Genomic DNA, 14,615 nt, shown 5'->3' with positions numbered 1-14,615 from the left:
CTCTAAAATATTGCCATGTCAAGCTTTTGGGGTAAAAACACTCCGCAAAATGGCTGAGGTCGATTGAATAACTTGCTAGATGCCAATCGCCCCTCAGACAAAATCACTATGTATACCGCATTTCTTGCTCTGCCCCCCTTAGACTCACAAATCGACACGACTGAGCCTGAAACTACACCTGTACCTGAAACAATTCTGCCTACTCCACCAGCGATTTCTGAGTTATCAACTGCTGCTGCGAAAACAGTGAATAGCTCTGTAAACGAGCTGAATCGCACGTTACTAAGCAACGATACGGTCAGATACGTGGTGGTACCAGCCATGTTTGGGGGGCTTGGTAGCGTTGCATTGCGGCTTATTCAGGAGGGGGGCTCGTTTATGGCTGCAGCCAATGCCCAAGCGATCGAAACGCAGGATGGCGAAGAGCTTACGGCACAGACCGAGTCAGAGGGTGAAGAACAGGGTAGCCAAGAGAATTTAGGGCAAACTGAGCTAGGAGTTGAAACACAGGACGACAATGCATCTGACATACAGGAGTCGCAAACGATAACGGAAGAAGCCATCGTCCACGACTTTGTTCCGTCTATCCAGATGGGAGCTGGATTAGAGTTTTCAATTTTGGTTACTTCCAGCGTTTTATTGGGGGCGGTAGTCGGCTTTATTGGTACCATTCTGAGTCTGGATGGACCACCAGAACACGCCAACAACAAGTCAAAATTGGCAGCCACAGCCCTGATGTTTGCACTCTTTTTTCCTTCTGTGATTACGGTTTTTCAAGAAAATGCCATGTCACAAGCCCAGCTTATTAAAGCCGACAACGAGAGAAATGTGCTTGAAGAGCAAGTGAGAGAAAAGACTCAGCAAGCAGAAAACTTAGAGGATGTCGCACACGATCAAATCATTAACGAGATAGAACTTTTAGGTAGTGACTCTACATACCTAGAGCCATCACCCCTCCACGGGCAGTCGTCTCCACAACAGGTTGAGCCCCTTGCCCCGAACACCATAATTGACAGTCAAACCGCTTTAATTGACAGCACTAAATCTCTGGTACTGAATGCCACCTCAGAAGAGAAAGCAAAGGAATTCATCACTAGCATTTTTAAGATTGGCAATATCGATAACGGTGATGTGAGGGAGTATGCAATTAGGGCATTGAGAGAAGTTGCTGAAAATCCAACATTGTCAGAAGCCGTTCAACAGACTGCCGCAGAGAAAGCAGAAGAACTAGAGACTTCAGAATAATCGCTAGATGCGATCGCACCCCCATCCCATGAAGATTATTGTTAAAACAAGCGCATATTTTTCCGAATGAGCATGGTAGCTTCCTTTAGAATGAATAGTCGTCAGTTAGACTTATCTATCCATCTATAGTTCGTTTTTACTATTCCAGCTAACCACGCCCCTGCTTGAGGAGTTCTATCAGTGCCCAACGTGCGCCGCAGAAATCATCGCTTGACCATTGCTTCTCTACTGCTTTTAACAGCAGGCTTATGGCTGGGGCAATGGCAAATCCGGGGTCGCTTATCATCACCCACCGTTGCGCTGGTGCTGGGCGGGGATGCTAAACGGGAGGAGTTTGCTGCTCAGTTCGCTATCGAGAATCCTGATATTGATGTCTGGATTTCGTCGGGGGCCAATCCTGAATACTCCACCTGGGTATTCCAAGAATCCCAGGTTTCTCTGGAGCGACTGCATTTGGACTATCGAGCTGTGGATACGGTAACGAACTTTACAACGCTGGTAGACGACTTTGAGCAGTTGGGAATCACAAGCGTTTATTTAATTACATCGGACTATCATATGCGGCGGGCAAATACCATTGCCGCCATTGTTTTAGGTAGTCGCGGCATCCACTACAAACCCCTACCTGTGGCATCTGAGCGCCCACCCGAATCCTTGATCAGAAGTTTGCGTGACGGAGGGCGCTCTATTTTATGGGTATTTACTGGTAAAACTGGATCGGAGTTGGCTCAGCTATCGTCCAAGTTGCCTGCTCTTCCCTAGTCGTTGGGGCAATAGGGGCCCCTCTGGCAGACATTTGATGTTTTTCGAGGCTGGCTATGACATCTACACTTAAGGACTCTCTTTACACTGAAGACCAGATTAAGGCCTGGTTGCGAGGGTTGTTGGCCATTGCGTGGGCCGATGGTGATTTTGATGCTCAAGAGCAAGAGCTGATCCACACGATGATGGACGAGGACTTTGCTCCTGGTCTAGATTTTGAAACGTTTGAGCCCATCGCACCAACAGAACTAGCGGCTGTGCTGAAACCGAATCCAGTAGCAGCGGAAAACTTTTTGCGGATGGCGGTGATGGTTGCGATCGCAGACGGCATCTACTCCGCCGCCGAAGACAAAATTTTGATGGAATTCTGCCAGGCCCTCAATCTAAATACAGCCGTCTTACAGTCCCTCCAATCCACTCTTTACAACCTAAGAGAAGTCAAAGAAGAGGTCCAGCCAGGCACCAGCATCTCTGAAGCACCAACCGAAGCAGCACCGACCGCCGCCGCTAGCCCCCTCAAGCCCCCCGAACCCAGAGAAGGCCCTGATCCGCTCAAACCTATGCGCGAGTGGCTCGATCAGTTAGAAGTCCAGGACCCGCGTCTGGCTCGATTTGTCTGCAAAATGATTCCATCCCAATGTCCCTTTGAGCGGGATGTCACCCTGTTTGGCAAAAAGGTGGTTCACATTCCCCCCATGTGCAAGATCAATCCCCTCTACGAGCAGCTGGTGGGCCTGAGATTCCGCGCATTGTCACATCTAGCAGATGATCTAGGTGAGGATGTTACGCCTTATATGTAGTAGTTTTGAGGTTTCGATCTCAGATGTTTCATTTACCCGGAAATGTCTAAGGCCGACTAATTTCAAACTCACCGCAGTATGGAACAACTTACTACCGAAGTCTTAGTCGTTGGTGGCGGCACAGGCGGTACAGCAGCCGCCATCCAGGCCGCCCGGCTGGGTGTTCAGGTCATGTTAGTCAGCGAGTGGCCCTGGCTTGGGGGTATGCTGACTGCTGCTGGAGTCACGGCTCCGGATGGCAATGAGCTAGCTGCCTTTCAGACTGGTCTCTGGGGCGCGTTTTTACGAGAGCTGGAACGACGGCAGCCCGGTGGGTTGCACCATGGCTGGGTAAGTTTCTTCACCTATGAACCAGCAGTCGGTGCAAGCATTTTTGCGGATTGGGTCGCAGCACTCCCCAATCTGACCTGGCGCTGGGGATATCACCCTCGCGAGGTTTTACGCTCAGGGAATCGGATTACAGGGGTAGCGTTTGATCCATTTATCGTAGAGGCTCAAATCACCCTTGATGGCACTGAGCTGGGAGATTTACTAGCGCTGGGAGAGGTGCCCTATCGTTGGGGCTGGGAAACTCAAAACCAGTGGCAGGAACCCAGTGCCCCCAAGTCCCTGAATGATGCCGTCGAACCACTGTTGCCGGTAATTGAGAAATATCCAGTCCAGTCCCCCACTTGGGTGGTAGTGATGCAGGACTATGGCGCAGGAGTTACAGCACCGTTGATTCCATCAATGGGGTCGCAGGCTTCGTTTATGGGTGCTTGGGAGGGCTACGGTCCAACTCAATTTCTCAACTATGGGCGACTGCCGGGCAATCGCTTTATGATCAACTGGCCGCAGCAGGGAAATGACTACGGTGTAGGTCTCGAACGGCTGATTGAGTCAGATTCAGCCCGGTATGCCTATTGGCAAGAGGCTAAAAATCACAGTCAAGAGTTTGCTCATTTTATCCAAGCTAATCTGGGACAACGCTATGGTTTAGCCGAGAATATTTTTCCTGAGCTGGAGGGAACTCCGGGCGGTGGCGGGTTTGCACTTTATCCTTACTACCGTGAGAGTCGACGGTTGGTGGGGCTGGCAACGGTGAGTGAGCTGGATATTCTACCTATGCCTGGGGGACAGGTGGCACCGCTGCCATTGAATGCAGAAGGAGTGGTGGATGCGATCGTAATCGGTAACTACCCCAACGATCATCACTACCCTGGCTTCACCATGCCCCTTACCCCTAAAGCTATCCGTTGGGGAGGACGCTGGACCGGCACCCCTTTTACCATCCCCTACAGAGCACTGATTCCAGCTAAGATTGATGGCCTATTAGCCTGTGATAAAAATATTTCCATCACCCATATTGCCAACGGTGCCACTCGGTTACAGCCTGTTGTCCTGGGCATTGGGCAAGCCGCTGGAGCAGCAGCGGCGCTGTGTGTACAACAAGCATGCAACCCACGAGAACTATCCGTGCAGAACCTGCAAAAATGCCTGCTACAGGACACCCATGCCCCAGCCATGCTCGTACCGTGCTTTGATCTACTACCCGACGATCAGCAGTGGTTAGTGCGACAACTAGCATACTTGGGCCATCCAGAGACCTATCCCCCTAGTGGCTTTACAGATTCTTTAAAACAAACACCATCGATAGCAGCCAAGGGCACCAGCACTTTTTGCGGTCAGTATCAGCAGCGCCAGGATAACAGCCACCAACTGCTCTATAAAATTAGCGATCGCACAAAAGTTATGAATCTTGTTGCAATTGAGCCCTGGGCAGCAGACCAATTAATGCAGCTCGACGACAATAGTCAGATTAACGTGCAGGGAATCCATAATGCGGGCGGTGACTGGGTTCTAGTGACTCATGTCCAAGTCATTGACGAAATGTAACAGGCAACACTGAAAATCTAAGCTTCCATCCACATTTTTTTCACACAGTTTTTCCTGAGTTATTTATTAATTTCATGTAATCAGAAAGTAGCAATACTACTCATTTTCTGACCCATGAGAATTTCTCTACCGGTAATGTCAGTTGCTGCCACCATCAGCGTTTTCAGCCTTCTAACCCTGGCAACTACTGCACCTAACTTGCTGCTAAGTGAGCGTGGCAGCGGACGCATCCAAACAGAACACATGGAACGCGGCAGTGGACGCATTGGCACTGAACAAACTTATCGCGGCAGTGGACGCTTTAACCATGATACCGTCGATCAAGCCTATCGTGGTAGCGGTCGTTTAAGTGCTTAAGCGATACTCCTAACTGTACTCTAAGTAAACTTTTTCAGCAAAGGGCCAAATAAAGAACTATAGATATTAATCAGAAAAAGTTTTACGCTAACCGTTACAAGCTAACGATGAAATTAGCTATCACTATGAAAAATCCCTTCTCTGAGCCGAACAAATCAAGAATAATTGGTCTTCTTGAGGTAGCCTAGTTCCACAAAGATTTGATCAACAAGTTCTATCCGCTCTATCAGCGTGTGTCTATCCCTAAGCGTCCATGACCAATGTTCAATCACCGATAACTGCTGATACCGATCTGATCAAACGCCTGGAACCCAGCGCCATTGATCAGATCATGATGTACCTTGCCTTCAGCGCTATGCGCACTGGCGGTCATCGCCACGGTGCGTTTCTAGATGCTGCCGCCACGGCAGCTAAATGTGCTATCTACACAACTTATATGGAGCAGGGACAAAACCTGCGCATGACAGGACATCTGCACCATATTGAACCAAAGCGTGTCAAAGCCATCGTAGAGGAAGTACGACAGGCTTTGAGCGAAGGCAAATTACTCAAGATGCTGGGAGCACAAGAGCCCCGCTATTTGATCCAATTTCCCTACGTTTGGCTCGAACAATATCCCTGGGAATCCGGACGCTCCAGGTTAGTAGGCACCAATTTAACATCAGAGGAAAAAGCGCAGATCGAGCAAAAGCTGCCGCCTAATTTACCTGAGGCTCAGTTGATCACCTCTTTTCAGTTTGCTGAGCTCATCGAGTTTCTCCATGCTCGCTCCCAAGAGTCTGTCCCCAGCGGACGACAGTTACCCTTGAGCGAAGCTTTAGCAGAACATATTCGGCGTCGCTTACTTTATTCAGGCACTGTAGCTCGTATCGATTCTCCATGGGGAATGCCTTTCTATGCATTGGCTCGGGCTTCCTACATCCCGACGGATGATGCCGAAAGAACCTACACCATGATTGAGGATACAGCCCGTTATTTTCGCATCATGCGCGAATGGGTGGCTCGTAAGGATGGGACTATGAGAGTTTTAGAATCTCTCGATATTCCCGCAGAGAATCGCCAGCAGGCACTGGACGAACTAGATCTGCTCCTGCGAAAATGGGCCGACAAATATCATCAGACTGGTGGTGAACCGATGGTCTTACAGATGGCCCTGGGTATGGGAGATGTTGATGGCTAGCTTAAGCCAATCTTCTAGAAGATTGGTTGCTTATGATCATTTCAGACATACTGAGTGAGCAGCACCGTTTACTCCTCACTCAGTATGTCTGAATTTAAGTAATAATTAAGAAACGTAGTGACATTGCACAGTCCCTTAAAGAGTATTCCAGGCTTGAGTCAAGATATCTCCAAGTAGATGTCGACTCTTGGAATCTAGCAATGCATCGTCGGCCATCAATTCAGTGATGACATCATCCAAACTCTGCCCTTGAGAACGGGCAGTTTCTATTACATGAACAATAGCTGTAGCTATATGCGCTTCGCTAACAGATTTGTCTGGGGAAGAGCTTTCTAAAACAGTTTTTAAGGATGATGGGCTCATATTATCGAAATAAGTAAGATGCAATCTCGACCTGATGGGCTCAGGTAAACCGCAGGATTATTTATTAACTAGTTGCCTGTAGAGCAGCCCAGAAAAACCTGCAGACCAGCGCTAGCAAGCAATAGTGAGCTTGTCACTCACACATGTTGACCAGAAGTTAACAAAGTCTAACCTAAGTTGGCCAACAAAAAGTTTTTATTTTAGGGAATTATGCGTAAATTTCCGCTTAAGCCTTAGCGGTAGGAGGTTGCTTTTTTAGACGGGGGAAATTTGGTAAATCAATCGCAGACAATGAACTAATTCGCTTCTGTGGTCGTAGGGGATTCACCACGGGCGATGGGCTACTCTGGGCGGACATCGCTGGTAGATAGGTATCACTAACCATGCCTACTTGAGCGGATTGGACACGGGCAAGGATTTCACTGGCCTGAGGAGATAGCTGAGAAGGAATCGACACTTTCTCTGAGGAATCGTCATCAGCGGTGTTAACCACACCATCCGATTCGCGGGTCCAGGGAGAAGGCTCTGTAAACTGAGGAGACTCTTGCTCATTTATAACAAGATTCTGTGTTTTATCCTCAGCGGCCACCTCACCTGGCTCCATCACTCGCGCTAAATCATGCCAGAGCTGATCTTCCGCTGCCGCTTCTATGAGGGTAGTATCAGACGGCTGAGCAGCAGTTTGATTTCCTCCTTGCAGACCACGAATCATAGATTCAAGCTGAGGATCAAGTCTTGTGTTGCCCAGGGTTGAGTCCCAAGGACGAATTTCATCAGATTTAGGCATCGCTAAGCTGGATGCATCCACACTAGTACTAGAACTCGTAGTTGGTTCTGGTGCCATGCTTAAGCACTTTTCGAGGGCAGCTTTAAACTGCAGGGTATAGCGCTGCTGTCGCTGTAGACGTGCCCTCAAATCACGGCAGTTAGTGTTAGCCTGCAGTAATTCTTGAGCCTGAGTAGTATGCTGGCGCAGCAATGCCTTATGTTCAGCCTCTAGCTGTCCTGAACGTTCACGAAATGCGGTGAGTTCTGTTTGTAAGGTCTCATTCAGCATCTGGTGATGCTGCAGCGCTTGATTGCTTTGTTCTAATTCGGTCACTAACTGCGCAATTTCACGGTCACCAACGTGATGATCGCCATCAGCACGATCAATCTCGGATTGGAGAGCCGCTTGCGATCGCTCCAAGGACTCTTCTAACTGAGATACCTTAGCTAGCAGCACATCGTTGCATTCATTGAGGTCGCGTACTAAATTGAGCAACTCAGTTTCGCGCTGACTGGTCGTTTGCTCAGAAGTAGCGGGTTCAAAGATACTACTGTTTTGACGAGTGCTAGAAGAATCCATAGCGTTAGTTTGCAAGTTAGGGGGTGTCCCTGAGAGTTGGTCAACAGTGACCGTGCCGGGGAAATGGACGGTCTGCCAGTCATTGTTATCTGATTTTTCAGTAGGCAACTGTGCCCCATGCGACGAAATGCCCTGGGTGATGTTCTTCTTATCGGGCAGGCTATCGCCTTGTTGGGCTAAGTTGAACATTATTCTGAAACACTGCGATAACAAAGCGGAGACGATGGCATCTTACGTCAATCTCCCCATAGTGTTAACACAGAAAAATTGATTGGGTCGGCTCTATTACCAAAAATTACTGATAATTCAGTATATATAGGCAATATTTCAATCATTAAAATGTATTAAAAAAATACACGAGATTCGAAATTACACTGCACCTCGAATATCTGTACCAATAACTTGTTGCAGCAGCGCCCTGTGAATTAAGGCACGGTCAACGTGCGATCGCACCTGTACATCGCTAAGGCCATCACCATTGGCATAGTGTTCTAACCATTGCTGGGTCATAGCATAAGCATCATCGGGAATCAGCGGTAGTGGCGTGTCAGGCAAGATCCCCCAGCCCGGCAGCGAGAGTTCTTGCATAATCTGGGTGACTTTAGGGTCATAGCTGATGGCAAAACAACGACAGCCTTCTGCCGCCGCCATCACAACTCCGTGAAACCGCATGGCAATGGCCATTTCAATCCCGCGAAAAACACCCTTGAGCTGCACCGGGTCGCCTACCTCGATAATTTTGTAAGGGCCTTTGAGATGTCGGGCAATGTGGGTTGCGATCGCGCCATCTTTAGCCGGTTGAAACGGCAGCAAAACCACACAGGTCTGTGTAGCCGTCTGAAAATCTGCGATCGCTTTGGTTAAATTTGCCAATCGTTCGGTCGTCAAGTGAGGATGAGCCCGCAATACAACAGCAATGCGAGGGGCCGGCAAATCCGCAAATCCCGGTAAATGAGAAGACTTAAGCGCCCACACTGGATCTGGGGCTAATTTACAATCAACTCCCCAATCAGTTACCAGCCGAGCCGAGGCTCCATCACGCACACTAACCGCATCACAGTGTTTGAGGACCCAACGGGTAAACCATTGGCTGCTACGTCGTCGCAAAGGGCCAATCCCCTGCCCCCAGGCAAGGGTGCGTAGCCCCATCCATTGGGCTAGCTTCATCACTCCCCCGTAATAAAGCGGATTTATAGCACTGGTAGCATCCTGCATCAGGCTGCCACCACCCCAGATAAATACTTGAGAGCGTCGCAGAGCGGCCCAAACAGCAGGTAACGACTTACGTGGCACGGCTTCTACGTCATAGCGCTGTGCTGTTTCCTGGGGGTTACCCGACAGCACAATCGGCGTCACCGATTTCGGCAACAGCTGCAGCAATGTGGCCAACAGCGCCTCATCCCCACCATTGCCCATGCCGTAGTAGCCACACAACACTGCTCGCATGTTTATAACGCTACCCCTTACTGTCCCGCCGAATCTACTTTAGACTAGTGCCCGTGGTTATCCCAAGGCACCCACCAGGGGATACCACTACTGCTCGTTGCCCATTGCCATTCTTCGCCTATGCACGCTCTCTCGATACCTACCTGGATGGTTCACATCTCCAGCGTGATTGAATGGATTGCCGCCATCTATTTTGTCTGGCAGTTTGCTGATGTCAGCGGCTGGTCCGCCTGGAAGTGGCTATCATTCGGCATGCTACCAGCTTTGATCAGCGCCATGTGTGCCTGCACCTGGCACTTGTTTGATAATTCCCCCAATCTCAGCTGGCTAGTTATTTTGCAGGCCACTATGACCGTAGTAGGCAACTGCACCGTCTGTGCAGCCGCCTGGCACATCTGGAGGCAGGCCCGTGTCTAAAGAAACATTGTTTGCTGTTTCCCTATTTCCCTATCTGGGATTTCTTTATTTCTTAACCAAATCAGGCCAGACGCCTCGACTGGCTTTAATTGGATTCTATGTGCTGTTAATATTTGTGGCCGTCACCATCCCAGCTGGCATTTATGCCCAGAAAATCTATGGTTTGGAGTTAGCCAATGTGGATTGGCTCCACGGCAGCGCTGAGTTATTTCTCACACTCTCTAATATTTTGGTCGTGCTTGGCTTTAGAAACGCCGTGAAAGGAAAGCAAGCCAGACGCAGCAATACCTAGCAGAGCCTGACTGGCTGTTGGATACTGAAGCTGAGGACATTGATATCTAAAATCTACCTTGAGCACTGAGAACCCTTTTCTAAATCTGACCTATGAGCCTGCGGTAGAGGCCCTAGGAAATGACTACTACGACATTGTTACCGCAGCCGACTTTCCTCAGCATATTCTGCGGTTTCGGAATGACGATTTACTACCTCGATTGGGCTTACAGCCAGAAACCGTCAACGACTTTGACTTTATTGAAGCCTTTGGACAGTTTCAACAGCGGTCTCCCCTACTAGCCCTGCGTTACCACGGGTATCAGTTTGGTGATTACAATCCCATGCTAGGGGATGGTCGAGGCTTTCTTCATGGTCAGGTGCGAGGCATCGATGGCGTGCTCTATGACTTTGGTACTAAAGGGTCAGGCACCACACCTTACTCTCGCAATGGAGATGGGCGACTGACGCTGAAGGGAGGCGTTCGAGAAGTACTAGCCTCAGAGGCGTTACATGCGCTTGGGGTCAATACATCTCGCTGCTTGACTCTGGTGGAAACGGGCGAAAATCTTTGGCGAGGAGATGAGCCATCACCGACTCGCTCCTCGGTAATGGTACGTTTTAGCAAATCTCACATTCGATTTGGCACGTTTGAGCGATTGCATTATTTGGGTCGTGCTGATTTGATGACTCCCTTAATAGACCATGTGATCGAGGTCTATTACTCCCATTTAATGGCAATTCAGGATCCACAAGAACGCTATGGCCAGTTTTACGCTGAGCTAGTACAGCGGATAGCTCAACTGGCAGCTCAATGGATGTCCGTAGGGTTTTGCCACGCCGTTCTCAATACCGACAATATGTCGATTACTGGGGAAAGCTTCGATTATGGCCCTTATGCTTTTATGGACGAGTTTAATCCCCGATTTACAGCCGCTTACTTCGATTATATGGGGCGTTATAGCTACGGTAACCAGCCTCGAATCTGTGAGTGGAATTTATGGATGCTACAAAAGCCGCTGGGGCTGATTATGTCGGCATCAGATTTAGAAACTGGCCTGGCGTCCTATCGGAGTCATTACTATGCTGCTTATAAACAGCGGATTCTGGCTAAATTGGGCTTCAGAGACCTGCAATCGGAGCTAGGGGATGAACTACTGCGGCTTACCCTGGAGCTACTGGAAAACACCCATGTACGGTATCACGACTTTTTTTCGGGGCTCACAGGACAATTTTCCAAGCACTGGTGTAACGGGCCAGAGCAAATTTTACAGACAACTATGGACAAGTCTGATGATGATGCCGCTGCACTGCTAGAGGCCTGGCGACTGCACTATCACACCTGCCTAGCAACCTTATCAGCAACTGAAATCACCCAGGTCGCTGACTGTTTACGTCAGAGTAATCCTATAGTTGTTTTACTACGACCTGAAATTGAAGCTATTTGGGAGCCGATTGTGGCTGAAGATAACTGGCAACCGTTTTATGAGCTACTGGCAAAAATTCAGCAACCGTTCAACGACAGGTAGGGCCGTTCCATGGAACGGCCCTACATTAAAAATCGCTCGATTAAATAGCCAGAAGTCGTCTGACGCCGCTGATACCAATACCGATATAGCCGATGGCTAGCAAAATGCTACTTAAGGAAATCCGGATGCTAGCTTTGGTGGCTTCAGAACGAACACGCTGTGTTGCTTCTTCACGCCGGGTGCCGATTTCGGTTTCCAGACGTGTGCGTAACTGAGAAGCTTGACCCGAGAGAAACTCATCCAGTGATTCTGGATTCTCTTCAAACTGTCGAATTTGAGCCGCCTGCTCCTCTGTGACATTACCGCTAGCCACTAGCTGATCGATTTGATCAGGATTGCTCAGTAAGGTACTGATGCGATCGCGTTGCTGAGTCACCTCTGCATTCAAGCGTTGCTCTAACTGAGTTGTCGCTTCACTAGCCTCTTCAGACACCTGAGTCAGCGCATCTCTACTCTGGAGACGCACATTATTCATATGAATTGGAGTGAGAACTGCAAAAATCAGTCCCAAGATACACGCCAAAATGCAGGTCCAAAAGCGAGCATCTAGCATCAGATTGGCACGACCGCGTTTGCCAGCAACATAGCTATCAATCCAATAACCAGTGAATAGCAAAGCAATACCAACCAGAGGCACAATGCCACGATCCACTAGCTGTGTAGTGGTGCTAATTTGCCAAGCACGGTTAAGTAAATCTGGAGGTAGGAGTAGCACCAAAAAATCCACTAAGGCGGCCAAAATAGTGATGCCACCCACTAGCTTGAGGGCTAGAGCGGCAATGGGGGATGGCGCATTACCCGTCGATTGAGCAGAGGGAGTCATGTGTGGTCACAGAGTGCTACATCATACTTAATAGTGCCCGACAGAGTTACCGTTGAGGGCAAATCACTAGAAAAAATATGCAGTTTTTTTAATCCTTGAGCGTTTCTAATGGGTGTATGCCAGGCAGCGTGGCTATTTTAATCGGTCAGCTGAGGCTCAGCGGTCCGCTGCCGTAAGATATCTGGCCCACGGGAGGTACCTAAACGTGTGGCCCCTGCTTCAATCAGTGCCATCGCTTGAGCAGGAGTCCGAATACCGCCAGAGGCCTTAATGCCAACCCGACCACGGGCAATTTGTTTAAGCAGACGGATGTCTTCGACAGTCGCTCCACCATGCCACCCTGTGCTGGTCTTCAGAAAGCTCACCCCCGCTTCCATACAGACATCTGCCGCCAGCCTTTTTTCAGACTCATCCAACAGGGCCATTTCCAGAATTGCTTTTACAGATTGCCCTGTCGCTTCGACAATTTGGGCCAATTCTGTATGGACCTGCTCTAACTGACCCGATTTAACCCAGCCAAGATTAATGACCACATCGAGTTCGGTAGCACCGTTTTCGGTAGCTTCTTGGGCAGCAAAGAGTTTACTAGCTGAGGTATCAGCCCCCGTAGGAAAACCAATGACGGTACTGACAGCCATCGGGCTTTCATGCAAGTTCTCAACCGCACGTTTAACATGGACGGGATATACACAAACGCTGGCAAATCCATAGCGCTGGGTCTCTGCACACCAGTGATCAACGTGCTCTAGGGTCGCCGTGGGTATCAGTAGAGAATGATCAATGTATGGAGCCAGATCAATATCAGGGTCAAAACTCATAGGCACAAAAATATCAGATTAGGAGCAGAAGAATAACCAACTAAGGAGACTTTATACGTTTGAAGACTACATAAACAGAACTTGATATCTAAGACTCAATTGCATAACTTCAGTAAAGTTTAATGAGTACATCGATCGTGAATCGGGAATTTTGAGCAGAGCCCCATAGCTCATTTGTACAGATGTATTCCATACAGCTGGCCTTACGAGTTTATATTCTTTTCACGGGTGTACTACTAACTCTTATTTGATATCTATACCGGCGGTGGCACCGGCTTGTCTAATTTTTTATTCCTGTCATAGCGTTACTCGCTACTTTTTTTGATATTGCTCTTTTGTATTCAAGATTTTTATGGCTGAGCTATCTATTTCCGCCATTATTTGCACCCACAATCGCGATCAATATTTGGGGGCCGCTATCGATAGTTTGCTGGCCCAGACACTTGAGGATATTGAAGTCATCGTGGTGGATAATGCCTCAACCGACACCACAGCAGAAGTAGTCCAGCCACGGTTATCAGACCCGCGACTACGCTACGTGTATGAGCCCACATTGGGGCTTTCAACGGCGCGTAATACTGGGGCAAACACAGCTAATGGGGATATTCTGGCCTATCTTGATGACGATGCGATCGCAAGTGCTCAATGGCTCGCCTCACTGGTGGAGGTGTATGAGAAAGATAGCAAGGTTGCGATCGCAGGAGGCAAAGTTACCTTACTCTGGCCCCCTGGGGTACACCGTCCACCCGCCTGGCTATCAGACGACTTAGCTAGTGGATTAGGGGCCTATGATCTCGGCAATCAAGTCCAATACATCAAAAATCCAAATCTCACCCCTCGCGGCCTCAACTATTCTCTACGCAAAACCTTTCTCGATTCCGTAGGCGGATTTGACGTTAACCTGGGGCGGATTGGCAAAAACCTGCTCTCCAATGAAGAGCTACACATGACCCAGCTAGCCCTAAAAAACAGCTGGCATGTAGTGTATGTGCCCGACGCCTTAGCCGCCCATAACGTATCCCCAGCCCGCCTTAAGCCCGGTTGGTTTTTAAGCCGCAGTTGGTGGCAGGGTATTAGTGAATGCTACCGTGAACAAGTGTCTGGGCGTGCTGGTGTTGCCCAACTAAAATGGGGAGGTGAACGACTTGTGCGCGGTGTCTACAAAACCGTTAAATATGTTAACGACCCAGCCCAACGATTTGAGAACTTAGCCTATGCCTACGGTCAACTAGGGTATTTAGGTAGTGTTCTACGATATTTGGTAAAACCCTACAAATCGGCTAAGTCATCTGCTTAGCATGACACCATAATTAAATGAAGCCGTTGCTGAACTGAACTATGATTTCATCTGCAAAATGCTGATGTATGGCATTTCTAACAGA

15 protein-coding genes are annotated in these 14,615 nt (G+C 48.9%); 10 read left to right on the top strand and 5 right to left on the bottom strand.

Going from position 1 to position 14,615, the window contains the following annotated elements:
• The first annotated feature begins 108 nt into the window (after nt 1-108).
• The 6 genes from N836_RS57045 (at nt 109) to hetR (ending at nt 6,219) form a co-directional block, all read left to right on the top strand.
• Nucleotides 109-1,245 carry a hypothetical protein gene (locus N836_RS57045; protein WP_031293178.1) on the top strand — a complete coding sequence of 379 codons (1,137 nt, stop codon included), beginning with the start codon at nt 109-111 and terminating at the stop codon, nt 1,243-1,245.
• 180 nt (nt 1,246-1,425) lie between these two features.
• A complete protein-coding gene (locus tag N836_RS57040; RefSeq protein WP_023073819.1) occupies nt 1,426-2,007 on the top strand; it encodes a YdcF family protein in 582 nt (193 codons plus the stop codon).
• 56 nt (nt 2,008-2,063) lie between these two features.
• Nucleotides 2,064-2,807, top strand: coding sequence for a DUF533 domain-containing protein (locus N836_RS57035; protein WP_023073818.1), 744 nt, complete (start codon nt 2,064-2,066; stop codon nt 2,805-2,807).
• Between the two features lie 78 nt (nt 2,808-2,885).
• Nucleotides 2,886-4,682: an FAD-dependent oxidoreductase gene (locus N836_RS57030; RefSeq protein ID WP_023073817.1), complete on the top strand. Its 1,797-nt coding sequence runs from the start codon at nt 2,886-2,888 to the stop codon at nt 4,680-4,682.
• 114 nt (nt 4,683-4,796) lie between these two features.
• Entirely contained in the window at nt 4,797-5,039 is a 243-nt protein-coding gene (locus tag N836_RS57025; protein ID WP_152532181.1) for a hypothetical protein, read from the top strand.
• A 253-nt stretch (nt 5,040-5,292) separates the two neighbouring features.
• Complete coding sequence (gene hetR, locus N836_RS57020; RefSeq protein WP_023073815.1) at nt 5,293-6,219, top strand: heterocyst differentiation master regulator HetR; 927 nt, start codon at nt 5,293-5,295, stop codon at nt 6,217-6,219.
• A 135-nt stretch (nt 6,220-6,354) separates the two neighbouring features.
• On the opposite strand, the gene N836_RS57015 is transcribed toward hetR, so the two are convergent.
• The 3 genes from N836_RS57015 to csaB all read right to left on the bottom strand — a co-directional run bounded on the left by N836_RS57015 (nt 6,355) and on the right by csaB (nt 9,376).
• Nucleotides 6,355-6,582, bottom strand: a complete 228-nt coding sequence (locus tag N836_RS57015; protein ID WP_023073814.1) for a hypothetical protein — start codon at nt 6,580-6,582, stop codon at nt 6,355-6,357.
• 226 nt (nt 6,583-6,808) lie between these two features.
• Nucleotides 6,809-8,119 (bottom strand): hypothetical protein, encoded by a 1,311-nt coding sequence (locus N836_RS57010; RefSeq protein WP_023073813.1) that lies wholly within the window; start codon nt 8,117-8,119, stop codon nt 6,809-6,811.
• Nucleotides 8,120-8,299: 180 nt separating this feature from the next.
• Entirely contained in the window at nt 8,300-9,376 is a 1,077-nt protein-coding gene (csaB, locus tag N836_RS57005; RefSeq protein ID WP_023073812.1) for a polysaccharide pyruvyl transferase CsaB, read from the bottom strand.
• Between the two features lie 120 nt (nt 9,377-9,496).
• Here csaB and N836_RS57000 point away from each other — a divergent pair, with 120 nt between their 5' ends.
• The 3 genes from N836_RS57000 to N836_RS56990 are packed head-to-tail and all read left to right on the top strand — an operon-like array spanning nt 9,497 to nt 11,592.
• Entirely contained in the window at nt 9,497-9,793 is a 297-nt protein-coding gene (locus tag N836_RS57000; protein ID WP_023073811.1) for a DUF2499 domain-containing protein, read from the top strand.
• Nucleotides 9,786-10,085 carry a DUF3593 domain-containing protein gene (locus tag N836_RS56995; protein WP_023073810.1) on the top strand — a complete coding sequence of 100 codons (300 nt, stop codon included), beginning with the start codon at nt 9,786-9,788 and terminating at the stop codon, nt 10,083-10,085. Before N836_RS57000 ends, N836_RS56995 begins: the two co-directional genes overlap by 8 nt.
• A gap of 58 nt (nt 10,086-10,143) precedes the next feature.
• On the top strand, nt 10,144-11,592 hold the full coding sequence (locus N836_RS56990; RefSeq protein ID WP_023073809.1) for a protein adenylyltransferase SelO: 1,449 nt from the start codon (nt 10,144-10,146) through the stop codon (nt 11,590-11,592).
• A gap of 40 nt (nt 11,593-11,632) precedes the next feature.
• Here the strand turns inward: N836_RS56990 and hpsJ-B are convergent, their stop codons facing one another.
• Both hpsJ-B and deoC read right to left on the bottom strand, forming a co-directional pair.
• The gene (gene hpsJ-B, locus N836_RS56985) at nt 11,633-12,415 is read right to left on the bottom strand and encodes a hormogonium polysaccharide biosynthesis protein HpsJ (protein ID WP_023073808.1); all 783 of its coding nucleotides are present in this window, start codon (nt 12,413-12,415) and stop codon (nt 11,633-11,635) included.
• Nucleotides 12,416-12,552: 137 nt separating this feature from the next.
• A complete protein-coding gene (gene deoC / locus N836_RS56980; RefSeq protein ID WP_023073807.1) occupies nt 12,553-13,233 on the bottom strand; it encodes a deoxyribose-phosphate aldolase in 681 nt (226 codons plus the stop codon).
• Nucleotides 13,234-13,585: 352 nt separating this feature from the next.
• Between deoC and N836_RS56975 the strand changes: the two genes are divergently transcribed.
• A complete protein-coding gene (locus N836_RS56975) occupies nt 13,586-14,530 on the top strand; it encodes a glycosyltransferase family 2 protein (protein ID WP_023073806.1) in 945 nt (314 codons plus the stop codon).
• Nucleotides 14,531-14,615 lie beyond the last annotated feature (85 nt).

It is taken from the genome of Leptolyngbya sp. Heron Island J (genome assembly GCF_000482245.1).
In the GTDB taxonomy this organism is placed as follows: Bacteria; Cyanobacteriota; Cyanobacteriia; order Phormidesmidales; family Phormidesmidaceae; genus Leptothoe.
This window is presented reverse-complemented; position numbering and strand designations above follow the sequence as displayed.